The following is a 22,481-nucleotide window of genomic DNA, read 5'->3' on the forward strand; positions in this document are numbered from 1 at the left end:
CATTGGCCAGATTGCTTGCGGTCCCTGAGCCCGTGAGCCCAGGAGGAATCGCATGAGCCCCACACCCTTCGCCGATGTCACCAACCGCCCTCTCTCAGAAGTTGATCCGGAGGTCGCTGCGGCGATCAGCGCGGAGGTTGGACGCCAACGCGACACCTTGGAAATGATTGCCTCTGAGAACTTTGCGCCCCGCGCAGTGCTGGAAGCCCAGGGTTCGGTGCTGACCAACAAATACGCGGAGGGTTACCCGGGGCGTCGTTATTACGGCGGTTGTGAGCACGTGGACGTGGTGGAGAACCTGGCACGTGACCGCGCCACCGCCCTGTTCGGTGCCTTCCACGCCAACGTCCAGCCGCACTCCGGTGCGCAGGCCAACAGCGCGGTCATGACTGCGCTGATGGAGCCGGGGGACACCTTGATGGGCCTGTCTCTGGCCCACGGCGGTCACCTGACCCACGGCATGAAGCTGAACATCTCCGGCAAGCTCTACAACATTGCCGCGTACGAGGTGGACCCGGACACCCACCGCCTGGACATGGATCAGGTGCGTGAGGTGGCCCGCGCCAGCCAGCCCAAGGTGATTGTGGCCGGTTGGTCCGCCTACTCCCGGCAGCTTGACTTTGAGGCCTTCCGCTCCATCGCGGATGAGGTCGGGGCCAAGCTGTGGGTGGACATGGCGCACTTTGCCGGTCTGGTGGCCGCAGGGCTGCACCCCAACCCGGTACCGCATGCCGACGTCGTGAGCTCCACGGTGCACAAGACCCTGGCCGGTCCGCGCTCCGGTGTCATCCTGACCACTGAGGAGTTCAAGAAGAAGATCGACTCCAACGTGTTCCCGGGCCACCAGGGTGGGCCGCTCATGCACGCCATTGCAGGCAAGGCCGTGGCTTTCAAGATTGCCGGCACGGAGGAGTTCAAGCAGCGCCAGGAGCGCACCTTGGAAGGTGCTGCGATCATTGCCGAACGTCTGGCTGCCTCTGATGTTGCCCAGGCCGGTGTGTCCGTGCTGACTGGTGGTACGGATGTTCACCTGGTGCTGGTGGACCTGCGCAACTCCGAATTGGACGGCAAGCAGGGCGAGGACCTTTTGCACCAGGTGGGCATCACCGTGAACCGCAACGCTGTTCCGTTTGACCCCCGCCCGCCCATGGTCACCTCCGGTCTGCGCATCGGCACCCCGGCCCTGGCCACCCGTGGTTTTGGTGCCACAGAGTTCCAGGAGGTCGCGGAGATCATCGCCACCGCTCTTAAGCCGCAGCCCGACGTCGATGCCCTGCGCGCTCGCGTGGACAAGCTGGCCGCTGACTTCCCGCTCTACAGCGGGCTCGAGGAGTGGTGATGGCAGCAGGTGTTCTGGACGGCAAGGCCACGGCGGCCGCCATCAAGGGTGAGCTGACCGAACGCGTGGCTGCTCTGGCAGCTCAGGGCCAGGTTCCCGGGCTGGGCACGGTGCTGGTGGGTGATGATCCGGCATCCCACTCCTACGTGGGAGGCAAGCACAAGGACTGTGCTGAAGTGGGCATCACCTCCATCCGCCGCGATCTTCCTGCAGCGATCACCCAGGAGGATCTGGAAGCGGAGATCGAATCCCTCAACGCCGATCCTGCGTGCACCGGCTACATCGTGCAGTTGCCGCTGCCCGATCACATTGACACCAATCGCATCCTGGGCAAGATCGACCCCGCCAAGGACGCTGACGGCTTGCACCCCACCAACCTGGGCAAGCTGGTGCTCAACGTGAGTGACCCCATGGATTCCCCGCTGCCGTGCACCCCGCACGGGATTGTGGAACTGCTGTTGCGCCATGACATCGACCTCAAGGGCAAGAACGTCCTGGTGATCGGACGCGGTGTGACCGTGGGGCGGCCGATCGGGCTGTTGTTGACCCGCAAGGCCATCAACGCCACGGTCACGCTGGCGCACACGGGCACGCGGAACCTGGATGCCCTCTTGGCTGCAGCGGATGTGGTGGTGGCCGCGGCCGGTCAGCCGCACATGGTCAAGGCGGATCAGATCCGTGAGGGCGCCATCCTGTTGGACGTCGGAGTGTCCCGGGTGGAGGATCCCCAGACCGGCAAGCGCAAACTCACCGGGGACATCGAGCCTGAGGCCGCACATCGTGCCGCGTGGATGTCTCCCAACCCCGGCGGTGTGGGTCCCATGACCCGGGCCATGCTGCTGGTCAACGTGGTGGAGGCCGCGGAACGTGCCGCAGGGGTGGGACCTGCTGCTTGACCCACTACCGGCCGCGTTGCCGGTGACGTGAGAATTGCCCTGGGTGCGTTGCGCCCAGGGCGATTCTGTACCCGGTGGAATTTCTTCCCGCTGGATCAGTGCGGGAGAATACGACCATGCAGCAGATTGGTTCCACGCGCACGTCTCCGTCCACGCCCGGTTCCGGCCGGGCTTCCATCTGGATCACCCTGATCGGGATGACCGCGCTGGTGGTGATCTTTGTGGTTGCCCTCCTGCAGGCCGCCAATGAGAACTCCGTGTTGGGGTGGGTCCTGGCAGCCATTGCCTTGGGCTGGCTGTTGATCGCCTGCTTTGTGCTCTGGATGGTACGCAAGGCCGCCAAGTTCGGAGCACGTCAGATCGAGCAGGCCCAGCAGGACGCCAACCGTCGCTTTGGCCGTGCACCCATGGCGGCTGCCACTTCTGCTCCCGCAGAGGACCGTTCCGTCCTGGACCAGAAGCTGGAACATTCCTTCCAGATCATCATGGTCCAGGCCCGCGTGATTGCTGCCAACCTTCCTGCCCCGGACGGTTCCACACCGGGTGACCGTGACCAGGTGGACCGAGCCCTGGACACCCTGGCTGTCACCGCTTCCAACGGCATGGGAATGGTCCAGGACTCCCAGACACCCCTGACCGGCGAAGTCATCGACGACAACAACCGCTGAGCCCAGCCGCTTTCCCCCGACAGGACTTACCCTCATGACTGATCAGAACCCCAGCGCATCCCGGGACCAGGTGGTGCGCGTTGCCACCGTGAACGTCAACGGCATCCGTGCCGCCTACAAGCGCGGCATGGCCGACTGGCTCACGGACCGGGACGTGGACATCCTGTGCCTGCAGGAGGTGCGAGCCCCTGACAAGATCGCGCGTGACCTGCTGGGTGAGGAGACCTGGGAGATCCACCACCACGAGGCCGAGGCCAAGGGCCGCGCCGGAGTGCTGACCGCTGTGCGCCGTGATGCCCACAACGGGTCCCTGATTCCCAGCGGGCGGCGAATCGGCCTGGCTGAAGGCACCAACGACTCCGGTCGGTGGATCGAGGACACCATCACGCTGCCCGATGGTTCCACGCTGACCTTGGTCTCCACCTACGTGCACTCCGGTGAGGTGGACACCCCGCGCCAGGTGGACAAGTACGCCTTCCTGGAGGCCATGACCAACCGCCTCCCCGCGCTGGTGCAGGGAACAGATCACGCTTTGGTCGTGGGGGATCTGAACGTGGGCCACACGGAACTGGACATCAAGAACTGGAAGGGCAACGTCAAGAACTCGGGCTTCCTCCCGGAGGAGCGGGCCTATTTTGACCGCTACTTCGGTGACCTGGGATTCGTGGACGTGGCGCGATCCTTGGCCGGTGACGTGCCGGGCCCCTACACCTGGTGGTCCTACCGTGGTCAGGCCTTCGACAACGACGCCGGATGGCGCATTGACTACCACATGGCCACCCCCGCGTTGGCTGCCAAGGCGGTCTCCGCCGTCGTCGACCGTGCTGCCACCTACGACACCCGGTTCTCAGACCACGCCCCACTGGTAGTGGACTACCGTTTCTGACAAACCACCCCAGCTGCCAGGGCCGGGCATCTGGCCCGGAGCGCACCGCTGATTTCTGACGAACTGCACCACCAGGGAGAGCATTGACCGTGACCGCATCAACAGAACCCACCGCCTCCGGTACCACCAAGCCCCGGGTGCTCTCCGGTGTGCAGCCCTCCGCTGATTCGCTGCATCTGGGCAACTACGTGGGTGCGGTGCGCAACTGGGTGAAGATGCAGGATGACAACAACTGCCTGTTCTTCATTGCGGACATGCACTCCATCACGGTGCCCCAGGACCCCGCGGAACTCTCTCAGCGCACCCGCGTCACGGCGGCCCAGTACATTGCCGCCGGGATCGATCCTGAGAAGTCCACCATGTTGGTGCAGTCCCACGTCCCGGAGCACGCGCAACTGGCCTGGGTACTCAACTGTCTGACGGGCTACGGTGAGGCCGCCCGCATGACACAGTTCAAGGACAAGTCCGCCAAGCAGGGCCTGGATTCGGCAACCGTGGGTCTGTTCACCTACCCGGTGTTGATGGCCGCAGACATCCTGATCTACCAGAGTGACCTGGTGCCAGTGGGAGAGGACCAGCGCCAGCACCTGGAACTCACCCGGAACCTGGCTCAGCGGTTCAACTCCCGCTTTGGGGAAACCTTCACGGTGCCGGAGCCCAAGATCATGAAGGAAACCGCCAAAATCTACGATCTGCAGCGGCCCACGGCCAAGATGTCCAAGTCGGCAGATTCGGACAACGGCTTGATCCGTGTGCTGGATGCCGCCAAGGAGAACGCCAAGAAGATCAAGTCGGCAGTCACCGACGACGGCACGGAGATCCGGTTCGACCGCCAGGAGAAGCCCGGAATCGCCAATTTGTTGACCATCTACTCGGCAGTCACCGACCGCCCCATCCCGGAGATCGTGGCCGAGTACGAAGGCAAGATGTACGGCCACCTCAAGGTGGACCTGGCTGAGGTGGTGAACCAGACGCTGGAACCGATCCAGCAGCGGGCCCAGGAACTGCTGGATGACCCGGCCGAACTGGATCGAATTCTGGCGCGCGGCGCGCAGAAGGGCCGTGAGATCGCAGCCCAGACCCTGGCCGAGGTCCACAGCATGGTCGGCTTCCTGCCGCCCAGCCATGTCTGAGGTGATGGAGGCCCCGCGGGTCATGCCCTCGGCCGTCGACAAGGCCGGGCTGCAGCGGGAATTCCGCAGGCAGGTTTCCATCCTGCACGCCAAGCGTGCCGGTGGTGCGGGCTGGTGGGCGGTGGTGGGCCAAGCCCTCAACGTTGCGCTGGCTTGCGTCTGGACCTTGTTGCCAGGTCGGCTGATCATGCACTACTTCTTCCACGGCGGACCCCTGATGGCGGCCGGGTTGAGTTACAACATGCTCTTTGCCTCCACTGCCGTTCTGGTGATCGGTGCCTCCCTGGCCGGACGCATTCTGGGCAATGACTCCGAGCTGCGTGCCCTGGTGGTGGATGCGGTGGATGAGACCGTCCCGGGGCTCATCAACACCGGTGACGGCGGCGTGATCCCCGAATCCGTACTGGCCAATCCCCAGCCGTTCACGCTGACCACCATCATTGCCACTGCACTGTTGTGTTTTGTGGCCTGGCGGTGGGCCGCCGGAATTAGGTTGTCCTGCCGGCGGATGTTTGAGGTCCCACCGGCGCGTGGAGCGCCCATCGCAGCGATCCCCCGGGATGTCCTGGGGCTGATCCTGCTGGTGGCCGTTCTGGCGGTGTCCTTGGTGCTCAATGCTGAGGCGGCCGGTGCGCTCAGGCTGCTGGAAGGTGCCACCTCAGGCATTGGTTGGCTCAGCGGCCTGGTGGACTTCCTGGGTGGTGGCCTGGTCTACGGGGCAGCCACCACGGTGGGAGTTCTGGCCGATGCCCTCATGCTGTTCCTGATGATTCGCGGTCTAGCCCAACTCAAGCCCGGCAAATGGCCCATGGCCTGCATTCTGATCTTGGGTGTGCTGGGTAATGTGGCACTACGGGAAGTGGGCGGTGCGCTGATCCAGAACATGGCCGCCAACCCGTACCTGCTCTCCGTGGGCATCATTGTGGGTGTTCTGTTTTGGTTCTACTTCTTCAGCCAAATCATCTTGATTGCCACGGCTTTTGGGGCGCTGGTCCAGGCTGACCTGAACGGAGGCCATGCGCCGCCGGCGGGGGAGGACCGCGCCGTGACTCCCATTGACGCCAACCTCCTGGACCGGGTCCGCTCCCACGAACGCTCGCTGTAGTCCACGCGGTCCGGCGAAATCCATCCGGGAGACGCCTGTGTCCCGCACCCAAGGTTGGATGCGGGACACAAGCGTCCCCCTGGTTGGGTCAGCTGAGCTCACCCAACGTGGGTCCGTGCCTCAGCAGTACCACTTCCAGGCCCACCCGAACGAGGTCAGGGTGTGCACCTTGGTCCAGATCACGCCGTGAACGTCCTTCACGATCTTGTACTTCCCGGTGAGCAGGTCGTACGTGCCTGCACCGACGTCGTACTTGCCGGCATCATGGCCACTCTTGGTGCCCTGGGACACCGTGGTGGTGTGCGAGGGGTGGGAGTAGGTGGCGTTGGCAGCGGGCGCGCCCACGGCGGTCAGTGCTGCCGCCAAAGCGATGGCTGCGGGAAGGGTGCTCTTCTTCATCAGGTCACATCATTGATCGGTGGTGTTGCATGGCGTGCCAGTACTGTCCATTCGGCGCCGAATGACGTATGACATGCAGAAACTATCAATGCCACCAGGGGTGGTGCTGTCCGCCCAAATGCGCGATCCGGCTCTGAGGGCCGGTTGGGGACAACGGCTTCACCACGACGACGCCGCGTGGACATCAGGCGTGGATGACCTCTCATCCATTCCGGGTGCGTGGTGGCGGGGAGAAAGTTCGACAGGCGAAGAGTGCCCGCAGGACCATGAATTGACCGGGTTCAACCGGTGGTTGCAACACCGGCTTGTTGGAGCAACAGTAGCTGCTCGTTGAAGGCTTCGGCAGGGGTTCTCCAGCCGAGGGTCTTGCGGGGCCTTGTGTTGAGTGCGTGAGCGACGGCTTCAATCTCCTCTGCCGTCCAGCTCGACAGGTCGGTGCCCTTGGGGAAGTACTGGCGCAGTAGTCCGTTGGTGTTCTCGTTCGTGCCGCGTTGCCAGGGGGACTGCGGATCGGCGAAGAACACCGGGATGCCCGTCTCGACCGTGAACTGTGCGTGAGCGGACATCTCCTTGCCGCGATCCCAGGTCAACGACCTCGCCAGTTGGGCGGGCAGCGTCGACATCGTGCTCGCCAGCGCGTTCTTCATCGTGATCGCGCCATAGCCGGCCAGCGCGGGGCCGTTCTTGGGTGTTTCCTTGTGTCGGTATCCCTTCTCACGGGGGAGGTGGACCAGCATCGTGAACCTGGTCGTGCGGTCGACGACGGTGCCAATCGCTGAGCGCTCGAGCCCAATCAGCAGGTCACCCTCCCAATGGCCGGGAACAGCTCGGTCTCCGGCTTCTGCGGGACGTTCGCTGATCAGCGTTCCAGGAGTGACGTGCGCCCAAGTCTTGCGGCGTGACCGTTCCCGCGGCGCGCGCAGCGCCCGGCCCGTGCGCAGACACCAGACAAGCTCGCGTTTGAGCGCGCCGCGGCCCTGAATGTAGAGGGATTGGTAGATCGCCTCGTGACTGATGCGCATGGACTCATCATCGGGGAAGTCGACCTTGAGCCGGTTGCTGATCTGCTCCGGACTCCACGCCGTGGACCACCCGCGGTGCTTACGGTGGGGCTTGTTGATCCCCGTGAACCGTGGGGGCTCGGGACCGATTATCACCTTGCCATCAGGCGTGGCGATCTGCCCCGATAATCGGTCCTGGACGTAGGTATGCAACCGCACGTTCGTGACCAGCTTCGCCGCCTTCGGGCGTTTCGCGGCCATGTCGGCCTTCCACTGCGCAACCGACGCTCGATACCCGCGACTTCCGTAGCGGACGGCCGCATTCCGGCGCAGCTCACGGGAGATCGTCCCCGGGTTACGGCCTAGAGTTCGAGCGATCTCGCGCACGCCGCGTCCCTGAGCACGCAGGAATGCGATCTCCTCACGCTCAGCGAACGACAGGTAGCGTCCGGTTGGCGTGAACTTCAGATCGAATGGAGGCATGCCGCCAGCGTGGCGGAACCATCGCTGACCGACAGCTTGCGCCACGCCGACCACGGCAGCAGCCTCGATGGGCAATAGCCCCTTGGCGATCTCCGCCCAGAACGCCGCCTCGACATGCCGTTGGAACTTCGGATGCCCAGGGGACCGAAGCTTCGGTCGCTCCGCCCGATCTGCTGCCTGCTGACGACGAACCATCTGACACCTCCCGATCGAGGTGTTGCGACGACCAGTTGAATCCGCCTTGAGAACATGGATCTCAGTGTTGACGGGTCACCCAAACTGCCACGACAAGGGCCGATGTGCCCACACGGCAGCCGCGCCGCGTGGGTGCAGCACGTGTGCGGCGTGTGGCGTGCAGCGCGCAAGGCGTAGCGCGTAGGGCAAAGCGTGCCGCGTGTAGGGCGCGTCGGCACCGTCCACCTGGGATGGCACCGGGGGCGAGAAAAGGCGAAGGGCCCGAACGCACAGATGCGTTCGGGCCCTTGGCTGCTGATCTCAGCGGCGTCTCACATGGAGCGGGACAGTGCTGCCTTCTTGACCTCGGCGATGGCCTTGGTGATCTCGATGCCACGCGGGCAGGCCTCGGTGCAGTTGAAGGTGGTGCGGCAACGCCACACACCTTCCTTGTCGTTGAGGATCTCCAGACGCATGTCACCGGCCTGGTCACGGGAGTCAAAGATGAAGCGGTGAGCGTTCACGATCGCTGCCGGACCAAAGTACTGGCCATCCGTCCAGAACACGGGGCAGGAGGAGGTGCAGGCTGCGCACAGGATGCACTTGGTGGTGTCATCAAAGCGGGCACGGTCCTCAGCGGACTGGTAACGCTCTCGCTCGGGCTCGTTGTCCACGTTCACCAGGAACGGCATGATCTCGCGGTAGGACTGGAAGAAGGGCTCCATGTCCACGATCAGGTCCTTCTCACAGGGCAGGCCCTTGATCGGCTCGATGATCAAAGGCTTGGACAGGTCCAAGTCCTTGAGCAGCACCTTGCAGGCCAAGCGGTTGCGGCCGTTGATGCGCATGGCATCCGAACCACACACGCCGTGGGCGCAGGAGCGGCGGAATGACAACGATCCGTCGATCTCCCACTTGATCTTGTGCAAGCAGTCCAGCACACGGTCCGTGCCGTACATGGTCAGCTTGAACTCGTCCCAGCGGGTGTCCTCGGAGACCTCAGGGTTGTAGCGACGCACCCGGACGGTGACGTCAAAGGACGGGATGGCCCCGGCCTCGGAGTTGTTTTGAGTCGTTTCAGCGGTAGCGGTGGACATCAGTACTTACGCTCCATCGGCTCGTAATGGGTGAAGATGACGGGCTTGGTTTCCTGACGGATACCGGCCGTGTCCGATGTGGGGTCGTGGTACACCATCGAGTGCACCATGAAGTTCTCGTCATCACGCTTGGGGAAGTCCTCACGGGCGTGGCCGCCACGGGACTCCTGGCGATGCAGGGCCGCCACGGACATGACCTTGGCCAGCTCCAGCAGGAAGCCCAGTTCCACGGCCTCCAGCAGGTCCAGGTTGTACCGCTTGCCGTGGTCCTGGATGGCGATGTTGCTGTAACGCTCCTCCAGGGCTGCAATGTCTGAGAGAGCCTTGTTGATGGACTCCTCCGTGCGGAACACCTGCATGTTTAGATCCATGGTGTCCTGAAGGTCCTTGCGGATCGCACCGACCTTCTCCGAGCCCTCGGCCGAGAGCGCGTTGTTGAGCAGTGCCTCGGTGGCGGCCATGGCGTCGTCGGGAATCGGCAGGAACTCGGCCTGCTGTGAGTACTCAGCGGCGTAGATTCCGGCACGCTTGCCGAACACGTTGATGTCCAGCAGGGAGTTGGTGCCCAGACGGTTGGAGCCGTGCACGGACACACAGGCCACCTCACCGGCGGCGTAAAGGCCGGGAATGGTCTTCTCTGAGTCCTCGAAGACCTCACCCTTGATGTCCGTGGGGATGCCACCCATGGTGTAGTGCGCGGTGGGGAACACCGGCACGGGCTCCGTGTACGGCTCCACACCCAGGTAGGTGCGAGCGAACTCGGTGATGTCCGGGAGCTTGGCGTCAATGTGAGCCGGCTCCAGGTGGGTCAGGTCCAGCAGCACGTAGTCCTTGTTGGGGCCACAACCACGGCCTTCACGAACCTCGTTGGCCATGGACCGGGCCACGATGTCACGCGGTGCCAAGTCCTTGATGGTGGGGGCGTAGCGCTCCATGAACCGCTCGCCGTCGGAGTTTCGCAGGATGCCACCCTCACCGCGGGCGGCCTCCGAAACCAGGATGCCCAGGCCCGCAAGACCGGTCGGGTGGAACTGGACGAACTCCATGTCCTCCAGGGGCAGACCGTTGCGGAAGGCGATGGCCATGCCGTCGCCGGTCAGGGTGTGGGCGTTTGAGGTGGTCTTGAAGACCTTGCCGTTGCCGCCGGTGGCAAAGACCACGGACTTGGCCTGGAACACGTGCAGCTCACCGGTGGCCAGCTCGTAGGCGACCACACCGGCCGGGCGGCGGCCCTCAGGGGTGTCCACCAGGACCAGATCAAAGACGTAGAACTCGTTGTAGAACTCCACGTTGTGCTTGATGCAGGCCTGGTACAGGGTCTGCAGAATCATGTGGCCCGTGCGGTCGGCTGCGTAGCAGGCGCGGCGCACGGGGGACTTGCCGTGATCGCGGGTGTGACCACCAAAGCGGCGCTGGTCGATCTTGCCCTCGGGGGTCCGGTTGAACGGAAGGCCCATCTTCTCCAGGTCAAGGACGGCCTCAATGGCTTCCTTGGCCATGACCTCAGCGGCGTCCTGGTCCACCAGGTAGTCGCCACCCTTGATGGTGTCGAACGTGTGCCATTCCCAGCTGTCTTCTTCGACGTTGGCCAGTGCTGCGCACATACCGCCCTGGGCAGCGCCCGTGTGGGAGCGGGTGGGGTAGAGCTTGGTCAGCACCGCGGTCTTGGCGCGCTGACCGGATTCAATGGCGGCACGCATGCCTGCGCCGCCGGCTCCTACGATGACCACATCGTATTTGTGAACCTGCATTCTTCACGTGTCTTTCTATTGAGAGTTAGACGGGAGGATCCTGGCCTGAGGCCAGAGATCAACTGTCATCCGTCACGTGCATGGTGGTGCGGCTGTGCTCAGCCGCGTGCAGCCTCAGGCGCCCGGGCAGAAGGAGGCCAGCAGCTCGGGGTCTGCACCGGCGGGGCAGGGCTCAAAAGTGAAGATGACCAAGGTGCCCAGCAGGATGATGAACCCGGTGGCCAGGAACAGGGCCAGCTTCAGCCAGAAGCGGGCGCCGTCGCGCTCGGCGTAATCATCAATGATGGTGCGCATGCCGTTGGCACCGTGCAGCATGGCCAACCACAGCATGGCCAGGTCCCAGACCTGCCAGAACGGGTTGGCCCACTTGCCGCCCACGAACCCGAAGTCAATGGCGTGGACGCCGCCTTCAGGGACCATCAGGTTGGCGATCAGGTGACCGAAGACCAACACCAGCAGGATGACGCCGGACAGGCGCATGTAGAGCCAGGCCAGCATCTCGAACTTGCTGCGGCCGGAGCCGGAACGGTTGTACTTGACGCCGTTGACAATGCGGTCGTTGCTGCGAGGAACGGCAATTTGGGGCTTCAGCGGAGTGCTCATGCTTGTTATCCCTCAGCGATCAGTGGAAGAAGATGTTGTAGAGGTGGCGGATCAGGAAGGGCACCATGACCACAACCCAGGCCACGACGACTCCCCAGAACAGCTTCTTCTGGTGCCTGGCTCCTGAGGACCAGAAGTCGATCAGGATGATTCGGATGCCGTTGAAGGCGTGGTAGACAATGCCCGCCACCAGGCCGGCCTCGCCCAGACCCATGATGGGATTCTTGTACGTCTCCATGACGGCGTTGTAAGCCTCCGGGTCAACGCGCACCATGGCGGTGTCTGCAACGTGGACCAGAAGGAAGAAGAAAATGCCCACACCGCTGATGCGGTGTGCAACCCAGGACCACATGCCGTATTCGCCCCGATAGAGCGTGCCGGATTTTGGCCCAGACTGGGTCTCCGTGGTTGTCGCTGCCACGTTTGATACCTCCCTGTATCACCTGCGGGTGCTTGGGCTCGCCTCTGTTGTGTGTATGCGTGCTGCACCCTTGGAGGAGCCTGGGGCTCACCTCAATATTCTCCAGCGAACTCGGGGCCACCTTACCAGCCTGACGGGCGTCAAAGTGCCACTTGGAGACAGGGTGTCAGCGTCACGCAGCGGTCATGTTGATGTGACAAGTATCTCGCCCACTGCGCCCCTGGTGTGGTGGCCGGGTTAGGATCCGAGCGTGACCCAACCTCTTGAGCATTTCCACCCGTTCATTCCCGCCGGTGGCGTCGGTTCCCGCTTGTGGCCGCTGTCCCGCGCGGATGCGCCCAAGTTCCTGCTGGATCTCACCGGCTCCGGATCATCTTTGCTGCGTGCCACCTACGAGCGTCTGGCTCCGTTGACCACGGATCCCGTGATGGTGGTGACCGGCCGCGGTCACGCGGGTGCGGTCAGCCAGCAACTGCCGGAACTCTCCGCCAAGGACCTGGTGCTGGAACCTTCACCGCGCGACTCCGCGGCCGCCATCGGGTTGGCCTGCATGCTGCTGGAGCGTCGCGACCCCGGCTGCGTGGTGGGCTCGTTCGCCGCCGACCACGTGATCGAGCCGGCCGGTGCGTTCCAGGATGCCGTGGTGGAAGCCGTGAATGCGGCCCGCACCGGCAAGATCGTGACCATCGGCATTCAGCCGGCTTCCCCGTCCACCGGGTTCGGTTACATCAAGGCCGGTCAGGACTTGGGGATCGACGGCGCCCCTTCCGTGCGCGGTGTGGAGCAGTTCGTGGAGAAGCCGGATGAGGACACCGCCCGCGCCTACGTGGCCAGCGGTGACTACCTGTGGAACGCAGGCATGTTCGTGGCGCCGGCAGCTTTGATGCTGCAGCACCTGGAAGCCAATGAGCCCGAGCTGTTCAAGGGTCTGCAGGCCATCGCCGATGCCTGGGGCACCGTGCGCCAGGACCAGGTCATGTCCCGCGTGTGGGAAACCCTTCCCAAGACCGCGATTGACTACGCCGTGGCCGAGCCCGCTGCTGCAGCCGGTGACGTCGCGGTGGTTCCGGGTACCTTCAACTGGGACGACGTCGGAGACTTTGCTGCCATGTCTCGGCTCAACCATGTGGGGGAGTCGGATGACGTGGCCGTGCTGGGGGAGAACACCCGTGTGCTGGTGGACAACTCCTCAGGCATCGTGGTCTCGGACACCGGCCGAGTGGTGGCTTTGATCGGGGTGGAGGACATCGTCGTCGTCGACACCCCGGATGCTCTTCTGGTGACCACGCGCGAGCACGCGCAGAGTGTGAAGGACACCGTGAACTCGCTGAAGGCCGCCGGGGACACCGACGTCCTGTGATCAGCCGCTCGTTCGGCTGAGAGCACCACGCGACCCGCACCAGCAGGTGCGGGTCGCGGCGTATTCTGAGGCAATGCCCCAATCCACGCCTTCCGTTATGTCCGATCCGCGCCACGAGTCCGGAGCCTGGTCCGGTGACGCCGGCCAGGTGCCCTCCGTCGGCCCGTTCCTGAGCCGCTGGCTGCCGGAACTGATCAGTTTCCGGCGTGACATCCACCAGCACCCGGAGCTGTCCTACCAGGAGTTCCGGACCACGGACCGGATTGTGGAGGCGCTGGAAGCGGCGGGCCTGAACCCGGTACGGCTCAAGGGCACCGGATGCTACGTGGACATCGGTCACGGGCCTATTGCCGTGGGGCTGCGCGCGGACATTGATGCGCTGCCCATTCAGGAGGCCACGGGTCTGGCGTTCTCCTCTGTCAACGACGGCGTGGCGCACTCCTGCGGGCATGACGTCCACACCACCGTGATGCTGGGTGTGGCCAAGGTGCTGGCCGATCTGAACGACTCCTCGCCATTGGCCGGGCGGGTTCGGGTGTTGTTCCAGCCGGCCGAGGAAAAGCTGCCCGGCGGCGCCCTGCGTGTGATCGAACAAGGTGTTCTGGAGGGTGTGCCCCGGATGTTCGCCCTGCACTGTGAGCCCAAGGTGGACGTGGGGCACGTGGGGACCCGCATTGGTGCCATCACCTCCGCATCGGACACCGTTCGGGTCCACGTCTCCGGCGACGGCGGGCACACCTCCCGTCCGCATCTGACTCAGGACCTGGTGTTCGCCATGGCCCAGATCGCCATCAACGTGCCTGCGGTGATGTCACGGCGAGTGGATGTGCGCTCCGGGGTCTCCGTGGTGTGGGGGGAGATCAACGCAGGCATCGCACCCAATGCCATCCCGTCGCAGGGAACGCTGGCTGGAACCATGCGTTGTCTGGACGCCGATGCCTGGCATCGCTCCGGGGCGCTGCTGGATGAAGTGGTGGGCCAGGTGGCCTCCCCGTACAAGGTCAACGTGGAGGTGGAACACATTCGGGGTGTGCCGCCCGTGGTCAACGGCGAGGACGAGACCACCCTGCTGGAAAACGCCGCCCGGGACGAGCTGGGCGAGGACGCCGTGTTATTGGTGGAGCAGTCCATGGGCGGGGAGGACTTTGCCTGGTACCTCCAGGAAGTGCCCGGTTCCATGATGCGTCTGGGCACCCGGACACCGGGTGGGCGCACTTTTGACCTCCACCAGGCCGATTACATTGCCGATGAAGAAGCCATCGGCTGCGGGGTCCAGGTGATGACCAACACCGCGTTGCGTGCCGTGATGCTGCGGGCCAGGGAATTGGCTGGCCAGTCCTGACGTTGTGGGTTCCGCTGCGTCCGTATGGCGTACGCACGCGATCCGTGGGCGGTTCGCGTCCACGACGCACAAGGTGACGGCAGATGACTGAAACAGATCAGAGCGGGGATCCGACCACGCGGGAACGAGTGGTTCGTCCGCTCTACGCCTTGTTCGGTGTGATTCTGCTGGGCGCGGGTGCAGCACTGATGTTGGTTGGTGGCGTGGGTGTTGACCCGTTCACCGCCATGAACCAAGGCCTGGCTGATCGGCTGGGCTTTGACCTGGGGCCGGTGCAGTTGGTGGTGAACCTGTTGCTGTTGGCCGTGGTGTTCTTCACCGGCCGGCACATGATCGGGTTGGGAACCATCATCAACATGGTGCTGGTGGGCTTCCTGATCTCCGGGTTCAGCACGCTGTTCTCCGCTGTGCTTCCCGCCGCGGACACGCTGTTGATGCAGGCGGCTTACCTGGCCGTTGCGCTGGTGATCTTCGATTTTGGCGTGAGCGCATACATCTGTGCGGGGTCGGGTACGTCTCCCTATGACGCCATTGCCCCGATCGTGGTGGAACGCAAGAACTGGGCCTACCGCTACGTTCGCTGGGTCCAGGACATCGTGGTGGTCATCATCGCCGCGATCTTGGGTGGACCGGTGGGGCTTGCCACCGTGATCACCGCGTTCTTCAACGGGCCGTTGATCGAATTTTTCACCAAGAAGTTCAATGAACGGATCGTGGCGAAATTGGTGGGTTGAAGCACGCGGCGTCCGAAGTTCTCGACTTTGGGTAGTGGCGTCCACTGATACCCTGCAAGCGTTGTCACAACTATACTGTTTTCAGTAGAGTTGTGACATGGCTGTTGGTGTCAAGTACCGGGATGTCGTGCGTGAGATCGCGCTAGATCACTACGGGTATGTCACGACGAGGGCGGCGGCTGAGGCTGGGGTGCCGACTGTCGAACTCCCCAAGCTTGCTGCACGTGGTGGTCTCCAGAGCGTGGCGTACGGGCTCTATCGTGTGCCAGACATTCCGCCATCGCCGTACGATCAGTTCGCTGAGGCGTTGCTGCGCGCTGGTGAGGGCGCGTACCTTCACGGCGAGTCGGTGCTGGCGCTGTTCGGTCTTGCTGACGTAAACCCCAGGCGAGTCAAAGTAGCTGTTCCTCGCCGCGCCCGCCCGAGGTTGCCGCCGTTCATGGAGCTGGTTCGGGTGAGGGATGAGGCTCCTACGACCCTCTACGAGGGTTTGGCGGCGCAGCCGGTCGCTGATGCAATCCTCGAGTGCCGTGGCCGCATCGAGACTGAGCGTCTGCTGGATGCCGCCAAGCAGGCCCACAGCCAGGGGTTGCTGACCAGTGCCGAGCGGCACCGGGTGAGAAGAGGACTGCAATCATGAGTTACATCGGTGCGCCGACCAGTGTGCGCTCTCTGGAGCGGCGCATCCGCAACCTGGAAGGTGACGATGGTCTGGCCCTGCGTCGCCGGATCGGGATGGCTTTGGTGGTGCTCGGCCAGATGCTGCCTGACGGTGCGATCAAGGGTGGCAGCGCCATGGCACTTTGCTACGGTCGCGGCACGCGGTTCACACGAGATCTCGACGCCGCACGAGTTCAGCCCCTGAGTGCATTTCGCAGCGACTTCGAGGAGTCGCTGTCTGCCGGGTGGGCGGGCTTCACCGGGCGGCTGATCCAGAAGGCCGCGCCTCGCCCGTCTGCCGTGCCCACGGCGTATGTGATGCAGCCCTTCGAGGTGAAGCTCAACTATCGCGGTAGGCCATGGTGCACAGTGAACTTCGAGCTGGGTCACAACGAGATCGGGGACGCCGACAAACCTGCGTACCGACCTTCCGCCGACCTGATCGAACTCTTCACCGAGGTGGGGCTCACAGCGCCTAGGCCCGTAGCGGTGATGCGAGCCGATCGTCAGATCGCGCAGAAACTTCATGCCGTCTCCGGTGCGGGGAGTGAGCGGGCGCGATTTGGTCGACCTCCAGCTCCTCGGTGAGAGTGAAGACATCGATCTCGCGCAGGTGGCTGCGACATGTGCCCGGCTTTTCGATTACCGCCGCCAGCAGGCGTGGCCACCAGTCATCACTGCCGGTACCCAATGGGCCACGCTTTACGTTGAAGCCGCACATGGCCTTGATGTCATACCGGATGTGGAAGAAGCAGTGATCTGGGCCAATGAGTTCATTCGACGCATCACAGCCGCGATGGACTGAAATCCGTGGACACCAGCCGATCCAGACACGGCGACCTTCGCGCCATTGCGAGTGACCGTCACGCGCAGAAGCTGTTTGTGTCCTATGCAACATCCTGGACATACTCGCGAGTACACTAAGCGCCACCACCCGTAACGCTCCCGCGTCCCCGGTGCGCTCTGCTCGACTCCTCCGGGCATGATTGTGACCGGACGTGGGCACTCTCCACCGGAGGAAACATGACCTTCCGTTCCCGCACCATGAAGACCTCCGCCGTTCTGGGGCTTTCCGCACTGGCTCTGGCAGCCTGCGGTGAAGCTCCTGATGACAACGGCGGCAGCACGGATGCCTCTGACTTCACCGGCTGCATCGTCTCCGACGAGGGCGGCTTCCAGGACCGCTCCTTCAACCAGAACTCTTACGCGGGTCTGAAGGCAGCCGAGGACAACCTGGGCATCAACGTTCAACAGGCCGAGTCCCAGGCTGAAACGGACTTCACCCCCAACTTGAACTCCATGGTGCAGAACGGTTGTGACCTCACGGTCTCCGTGGGCTTCCTGCTGGCAGATGCCACCAAGGAGGTTGCTGAGGCCAACCCGGATATGCACTTTGCGATCGTGGATGACAACTCCATTGACCTGGACAACGTCAAGCCCATCACCTACAACACCGCAGAAGCAGCCTTCCTGGCCGGTTACGTGGCCGCTTCCGCGTCCGAGTCCGGCACCGTGGCCACCTACGGCGGCATGGACATCCCCACCGTGACTGTTTTCATGGACGGCTTTGCCGACGGCGTGGACTATTACAACCAGGAGAACGACGACGACGTCGAGCTGCTCGGTTGGGACAAGGACGGCCAGAACGGCACGTTCATCAACTCGTTCAGTGACACCGCTGCCGCCAAGACCACCACCCAGAACTTCATCAACGAAGGCGCTGACGTGATCATGCCGGTGGCAGGCCAGGCCGCAACGGGCACCCCGGACGCCGTCGTCGAGGCCAACGGTGGCGGACGCGAAGATGAAGTCACCTTTGTGTGGGTTGACGCCGATGGTTACGAAACCCTCTCCGATGACCAGAAGCAATACCAGCTGACCTCTGTGCTCAAGGAACTGTCCACCTCCGTGGAGGACGTGGTGACCACTGCGTCCGAGGGCAACTTTGACAGCACCCCCTACGTGGGAACCCTGGAGAACGAGGGTGTTGGCATTGCCCCGTTCCACGACCAGGAGGAGCGCGTGGGGCAGGAAACCGCCGACAAGGTGGATGAACTGCGCCAGCAGATCATTGATGGTGAGATCACCGTGGAGTCGGAGAACTCCCCGGAGTGATGCAGGCCCAACCCCTGTGAAAAACACGTACGCGCCCGCCGTGTGCGCCGGTCACCCGGTGCGACGGCGGGCGCGTACCATCCATGTTCGTCCGGTCGATCGGCCCGGACGTTGCAGCAGCCACAAGGAATCAAAGATCCATGAAGCTCGAACTGCGAGGCATCACGAAAAAATTCGAGTCCTTCGCCGCGAACCGGGACGTCTCCCTGACCGTGGAACCGGGACAGATTCACTGTCTGCTCGGTGAAAACGGCGCGGGCAAGTCCACGCTGATGAATGTGCTCTACGGTCTGTACCGTCCGACCTCCGGTGAGATCCTGGTCAACGGGCAGCCCGTGGAATTCACTGGCCCCTCCGATGCCTTGGACCAGGGCATCGGCATGGTGCACCAGCACTTCATGTTGGTGCCTGTGTTCACCGTGGCGGAGAACGTGGCATTGGGCTCCGAATCCCGCAAGGGTGCCAGCCTGGACCTGGAGACCACACGCCGCAAGATCCGTGAGATCTCCGACCAATACGGGTTTGCCGTGGACCCGGACGCAGTGGTTGAGGACCTACCCGTGGGCGTGCAGCAGCGCGTGGAGATCATCAAGGCGTTGGTCCGGGATGCCGAGCTGCTGATTCTGGATGAACCCACCGCCGTGCTCACGCCCAAGGAAACGGATGAGTTGCTGGCGATCATGCGTCAGCTCAAGGCGGATGGCACCTCCATTGTGTTCATCTCCCACAAACTGCGTGAGGTCCGTGAAGTTTCGGATGTCATCACCGTCATCCGGCGCGGTGAGGTGGTGGGATCAGTCTCCCCGGAGGCCTCCACCTCAGAGCTTGCGGCCATGATGGTGGGCCGTGAGGTCTCCCTGTCCGTGGACAAGGAACCTGCACACGTTGTCCAGGAAACCCTGGTGGTTCGTGACCTCACCGTGGTGGGGGACAACGGCGTGACCCTGCTGGATGATCTCTCCCTGTCCGTGGCCCAAGGAGAGATCCTGGCCATCGCCGGTGTGCAGGGCAACGGCCAGGTGGAGTTCGTGGAGGCGTTGCTGGGGCTGCGGAAGTCCTCGGGCTCCATCCAGCTGGAAGGCCGCGAACTGGTGGGCCGGTCCGTGCGCCAGGTGTTGGACGCCGGGGTGGGTTTTGTGCCCGAGGACCGCTCCCATGACGGGCTGGTGGGTGCCTTCTCCGTGGCGGAGAACCTGGTGCTGGATCTCTACAAGGACTCCCGCTTCCGCTCCGGGCCATCCCTGAAGCGCAGGGCCATTGCGAGCAATGCCGATCACCGGATCCAGGAATTCGACATCCGCACCGGTTCCCCCCAGTCGGCTGCCTCAACACTGTCCGGTGGCAATCAGCAGAAGATCGTGATTGCCCGGGAGCTCTCCCGACCTCTGAAGTTGTTTGTGGCCTCCCAGCCCACCCGCGGTGTGGACGTGGGATCCATTGAGTTCATCCACCAACGGATTGTGGCCGAACGGGACAACGGGGTGCCCGTGATCATCGTGTCCACCGAGTTGGACGAGGTCTATGCCCTGGCCGACCGCATTGCCGTGTTCTTCCACGGACGCCTCATGGGCATTGTGGGCCCGGACACGCCGCGTGAGGTTTTGGGTCAGATGATGGCAGGTGCCACTGAAGCTGAGGCCCACGGCACTGACACCGACGCCACGAGCGTCCCGAGCACTCCCTGGGAAGAACAGGCATGACCACCCCCACCACCAACACTCCCACCGTCAACGCGGCTGAGGACCTGGAGACCAGCGGACCCAAGTGGATTGGTTCCGCACTGCAGCCCGTGCTGGCCATCATCGCGGCCCTGTTCCTGGGTGGTGTGCTGATTGCCGCCACCGATGACCGGGTGATCCGATCCGCCAGCTACTTCTTCAGCCGGCCCACGGATTTGCTTTCCGCGGCTTGGAACGCGGCCTCCTCCGCCTACCAGGCCATGTTCTACGGTGCGGTGTTCAACCCCAATGCGGACACCTTCACCCGTCAGATCTATCCGCTGACGGAGACCCTGACCGTGGCCACGCCGTTGATTCTGGCCGGTTTGGGTGTGGCCATCGCCTTCCGCGCGGGCTTGTTCAACATCGGCGCCCAGGGTCAGATTCTGATCGGCGCGGCCATGGCCGCCTATGTGGGTTTCACCTGGTCCTTGCCGCTGCCGATCCACCTGTTGCTGGTGATCCTGGCCGGTGCCATCGGCGGTGGCATCTGGGGCGGCATCGTGGGTCTGCTCAAGGCACGCACCGGCGCCCATGAGGTCATTCTGACCATCATGCTCAATTACATTGCCGCCAACCTGGTGGCCTACCTGTTGACACGTCCGGCCTTCCTGCGTGAAGGATCCACCAACCCCGTGAGCCCCCCGGTGGCGGAGTCGGCCCAGTTCCCGTTGCTGTTGGGTGCTCCGTTCCGGTTGCACTGGGGTTTTGTGCTGGCCGTTGCCGCCACGGTGTTCATGTGGTGGATGCTGAACCGCTCCACCATCGGGTTTGAGATCCGCGCGGTCGGCTCCAACCCTCGTGCAGCCAAAACCGCCGGTATCAACGTGACCAAGGGTTTTGTGGTGGTCATGGTCATGGCAGGCGCCTTGGCGGGGCTGGCAGGCGTTGCCCAGATCTCCGGAACGGAGGGTTCCCTGTCAGCCGGTGTGGCGGCGTCGTTCGGCTTTGATGCCATCACGGTGGCGCTGTTGGGCCGTTCCACCCCGCTGGGCACCTTCCTGGCGGGTCTGCTCTACGGCGGATTCCGTGCCGGTGCCGTGACCATGCAGACCATGACCGGAACCAACGTGGACATCGTGCTGGTGGTGCAGTCATTGATCGTGTTGTTCATTGCACTGCCCCCGCTGTTCTCCGCCGCACGCCGCAAGAAGTCCGGGTCCAAACCGGCCAAGAAGAACATCAGCACCGAGAAGCCCGCCCAGAAGGCCACCGCAGTCAAGGAGGCTCAGGCATGAGCACCGCCACCCGAACTCCTGCTCCGCAGCCGCCGATATCCGACCTTCCGGACGCCCATCAGGAGCCCGTGGATCCCAAGGCACTTCCGGCCAGCGCTCGCCGCGCCCCGCTGGGCTTTGGTGTTCTGGCACTGGTGTCCTTGATCGTCTTTGCCTTCAACGCAGCGTCCCAAACGGTGACCTTCCGCATCAGCCATGATGGCGATCTGTTCCGCGTCCCAGACATCGTGTTGCCCGGGATGATCACCGGCTGGCTGATCACTGCGGCTCTTGTGGGGCTCACCGTGTTCGCCTTCCTGCGTGTGCGCTCGGGGCGTCTGACCCCCACCTGGGCCGTGGTGGTCTTTGGATTCTTGTTCGTCGCAGGCTTCCTGGTGTGGGTGGTGGGCTCAGCACGTACGCCGTCGGTGTCCCTCACCGGTCTGTTGGCCGGTGGCGTAGCGCTGTCCGTGCCCCTGGTCTTCGGCTCGCTGGGCGGGCTGATGTGTGAACGCTCCGGTGTGGTCAACATTGCGATCGAGGGCCAGCTGCTGTTCGGCGCCTTCTCCGCCGCCGTGGCCGGATCCCTGTCCGGCAACGCGTGGGTGGGTCTTTTGGCCGCCATGATCGGTGCTGCCCTGGTCTCCCTGGTGCTGGCGGTGTTCTCCATCACCTACCGGGTGAACCAGGTGATTGTGGGTGTGGTCCTCAACGTGCTGGTCTCCGGTCTGACCGGATTCCTGTTCGCCACCCTGTTGGAATCGGATTCGGGCCGGTTCAACTCCCCGCCACGTCTTCCGTCCTACTCGATCCCGTTCCTGAGCGATCTCCCGCTGGTGGGCCGGATCCTGTTCGATCAGTCGATCGTGGGCTACTTCATGTGGCTGGCCATTCCCATCGTGTGGTTCGCGGTCTACCGCACCCGCTGGGGCCTGCGCACTCGCGCCATTGGCGAACACCCCAAGGCTGCGGACACCTTGGGCATCAACGTCAACCGCATGCGCTTCCTGAACGTGTTGTTGGGTGGTTTGATCGCAGGCATCGGCGGTTCCTTCTACACGCTGGTCTCCGTCACCTCCTTCACCCGTGACATGACATCCGGTGCCGGTTACATCGCCTTGGCCGCCTTGATCTTTGGCCGATGGAATCCCATTGGCGCATTCCTGGCAGCCCTGCTGTTCGGCTTCACCTCCAACCTGCAGTCCGTGCTCTCCTTCCTGGGCACGGAAATGCCCAGCCAGTTCCTGGCCATGCTCCCGTACATCATCACCATCCTGGCCGTGGCCGGGTTGGTGGGGGCCTCCCGTGGCCCGGCCGCTTCCGGACAGCCCTACGTCAAGGAATAGTGGGGCTCAGCCACACCTTTGCTCTCAACAGGA

General features: G+C 63.6%; 22 protein-coding genes. 16 read left to right on the forward strand and 6 right to left on the reverse strand.

Going from position 1 to position 22,481, the window contains the following annotated elements; translation table 11 throughout:
• Nucleotides 1–52 precede the first annotated feature (52 nt).
• The 6 genes from glyA to GTW58_RS03720 all read left to right on the forward strand — a co-directional run bounded on the left by glyA (nt 53) and on the right by GTW58_RS03720 (nt 6,027).
• Nucleotides 53–1,339: a serine hydroxymethyltransferase gene (gene glyA / locus GTW58_RS03695; protein ID WP_047692447.1), complete on the forward strand. Its 1,287-nt coding sequence runs from the start codon at nt 53–55 to the stop codon at nt 1,337–1,339.
• Nucleotides 1,339–2,235 (forward strand): bifunctional methylenetetrahydrofolate dehydrogenase/methenyltetrahydrofolate cyclohydrolase, encoded by an 897-nt coding sequence (locus tag GTW58_RS03700; RefSeq protein ID WP_047692448.1) that lies wholly within the window; start codon nt 1,339–1,341, stop codon nt 2,233–2,235. Before glyA ends, GTW58_RS03700 begins: the two co-directional genes overlap by 1 nt.
• A 116-nt stretch (nt 2,236–2,351) precedes the next feature.
• Nucleotides 2,352–2,903: a hypothetical protein gene (locus GTW58_RS03705; protein ID WP_047692449.1), complete on the forward strand. Its 552-nt coding sequence runs from the start codon at nt 2,352–2,354 to the stop codon at nt 2,901–2,903.
• Between the two features lie 34 nt (nt 2,904–2,937).
• Nucleotides 2,938–3,789, forward strand: coding sequence for an exodeoxyribonuclease III (locus tag GTW58_RS03710; protein ID WP_119932326.1), 852 nt, complete (start codon nt 2,938–2,940; stop codon nt 3,787–3,789).
• Between the two features lie 89 nt (nt 3,790–3,878).
• Nucleotides 3,879–4,922 (forward strand): tryptophan--tRNA ligase, encoded by a 1,044-nt coding sequence (gene trpS, locus GTW58_RS03715; protein WP_119932386.1) that lies wholly within the window; start codon nt 3,879–3,881, stop codon nt 4,920–4,922.
• A 22-nt stretch (nt 4,923–4,944) separates the two neighbouring features.
• On the forward strand, nt 4,945–6,027 hold the full coding sequence (locus GTW58_RS03720; RefSeq protein WP_209436317.1) for a YhjD/YihY/BrkB family envelope integrity protein: 1,083 nt from the start codon (nt 4,945–4,947) through the stop codon (nt 6,025–6,027).
• A 120-nt stretch (nt 6,028–6,147) separates the two neighbouring features.
• Here GTW58_RS03720 and GTW58_RS03725 read toward each other — a convergent pair whose 3' ends face one another.
• The 6 genes from GTW58_RS03725 to sdhC form a co-directional block, all read right to left on the reverse strand.
• Nucleotides 6,148–6,426 (reverse strand): hypothetical protein, encoded by a 279-nt coding sequence (locus tag GTW58_RS03725; protein WP_119932324.1) that lies wholly within the window; start codon nt 6,424–6,426, stop codon nt 6,148–6,150.
• Nucleotides 6,427–6,707: 281 nt separating this feature from the next.
• Entirely contained in the window at nt 6,708–8,105 is a 1,398-nt protein-coding gene (locus GTW58_RS03730; RefSeq protein WP_029603730.1) for an IS30 family transposase, read from the reverse strand.
• Nucleotides 8,106–8,416: 311 nt separating this feature from the next.
• Entirely contained in the window at nt 8,417–9,181 is a 765-nt protein-coding gene (locus GTW58_RS03735; RefSeq protein WP_119932323.1) for a succinate dehydrogenase iron-sulfur subunit, read from the reverse strand.
• A complete protein-coding gene (sdhA, locus tag GTW58_RS03740) occupies nt 9,181–10,932 on the reverse strand; it encodes a succinate dehydrogenase flavoprotein subunit (RefSeq protein WP_047688489.1) in 1,752 nt (583 codons plus the stop codon). The genes GTW58_RS03735 and sdhA overlap by 1 nt, the downstream gene beginning before the upstream one ends.
• Before the next feature lie 114 nt (nt 10,933–11,046).
• Nucleotides 11,047–11,535: a succinate dehydrogenase hydrophobic membrane anchor subunit gene (locus GTW58_RS03745; RefSeq protein WP_119932322.1), complete on the reverse strand. Its 489-nt coding sequence runs from the start codon at nt 11,533–11,535 to the stop codon at nt 11,047–11,049.
• A gap of 19 nt (nt 11,536–11,554) precedes the next feature.
• Nucleotides 11,555–11,956, reverse strand: coding sequence for a succinate dehydrogenase, cytochrome b556 subunit (gene sdhC, locus GTW58_RS03750; protein WP_255349586.1), 402 nt, complete (start codon nt 11,954–11,956; stop codon nt 11,555–11,557).
• A gap of 250 nt (nt 11,957–12,206) precedes the next feature.
• Here sdhC and GTW58_RS03755 point away from each other — a divergent pair, with 250 nt between their 5' ends.
• The 10 genes from GTW58_RS03755 to GTW58_RS03800 all read left to right on the forward strand — a co-directional run bounded on the left by GTW58_RS03755 (nt 12,207) and on the right by GTW58_RS03800 (nt 22,448).
• Nucleotides 12,207–13,316: a mannose-1-phosphate guanylyltransferase gene (locus GTW58_RS03755; protein WP_119932321.1), complete on the forward strand. Its 1,110-nt coding sequence runs from the start codon at nt 12,207–12,209 to the stop codon at nt 13,314–13,316.
• A 97-nt stretch (nt 13,317–13,413) separates the two neighbouring features.
• Entirely contained in the window at nt 13,414–14,658 is a 1,245-nt protein-coding gene (locus GTW58_RS03760) for an amidohydrolase (protein ID WP_119932320.1), read from the forward strand.
• Between the two features lie 83 nt (nt 14,659–14,741).
• The gene (locus GTW58_RS03765; RefSeq protein WP_052209336.1) at nt 14,742–15,392 is read left to right on the forward strand and encodes a YczE/YyaS/YitT family protein; all 651 of its coding nucleotides are present in this window, start codon (nt 14,742–14,744) and stop codon (nt 15,390–15,392) included.
• 97 nt (nt 15,393–15,489) lie between these two features.
• Complete coding sequence (locus tag GTW58_RS03770) at nt 15,490–16,032, forward strand: hypothetical protein (RefSeq protein WP_047688497.1); 543 nt, start codon at nt 15,490–15,492, stop codon at nt 16,030–16,032.
• Nucleotides 16,029–16,640, forward strand: a complete 612-nt coding sequence (locus GTW58_RS03775; RefSeq protein ID WP_119932319.1) for a nucleotidyl transferase AbiEii/AbiGii toxin family protein — start codon at nt 16,029–16,031, stop codon at nt 16,638–16,640. The genes GTW58_RS03770 and GTW58_RS03775 overlap by 4 nt, the downstream gene beginning before the upstream one ends.
• The gene (locus tag GTW58_RS03780; protein WP_157980426.1) at nt 16,600–16,857 is read left to right on the forward strand and encodes a hypothetical protein; all 258 of its coding nucleotides are present in this window, start codon (nt 16,600–16,602) and stop codon (nt 16,855–16,857) included. The genes GTW58_RS03775 and GTW58_RS03780 overlap by 41 nt, the downstream gene beginning before the upstream one ends.
• Nucleotides 16,858–17,075: 218 nt before the next feature.
• The gene (locus GTW58_RS03785) at nt 17,076–18,167 is read left to right on the forward strand and encodes a BMP family lipoprotein (RefSeq protein ID WP_119932317.1); all 1,092 of its coding nucleotides are present in this window, start codon (nt 17,076–17,078) and stop codon (nt 18,165–18,167) included.
• A gap of 140 nt (nt 18,168–18,307) precedes the next feature.
• Nucleotides 18,308–19,867: an ABC transporter ATP-binding protein gene (locus GTW58_RS03790; protein WP_119932316.1), complete on the forward strand. Its 1,560-nt coding sequence runs from the start codon at nt 18,308–18,310 to the stop codon at nt 19,865–19,867.
• The gene (locus tag GTW58_RS03795; protein WP_119932315.1) at nt 19,864–21,123 is read left to right on the forward strand and encodes an ABC transporter permease; all 1,260 of its coding nucleotides are present in this window, start codon (nt 19,864–19,866) and stop codon (nt 21,121–21,123) included. Before GTW58_RS03790 ends, GTW58_RS03795 begins: the two co-directional genes overlap by 4 nt.
• The gene (locus GTW58_RS03800; RefSeq protein ID WP_119932314.1) at nt 21,120–22,448 is read left to right on the forward strand and encodes an ABC transporter permease; all 1,329 of its coding nucleotides are present in this window, start codon (nt 21,120–21,122) and stop codon (nt 22,446–22,448) included. The genes GTW58_RS03795 and GTW58_RS03800 overlap by 4 nt, the downstream gene beginning before the upstream one ends.
• The last annotated feature ends 33 nt before the right edge of the window (nt 22,449–22,481 follow it).

Origin of the sequence: Kocuria subflava, assembly GCF_012163155.1 — a bacterium.
Classification (GTDB): domain Bacteria; phylum Actinomycetota; class Actinomycetes; order Actinomycetales; family Micrococcaceae; genus Kocuria; species Kocuria subflava.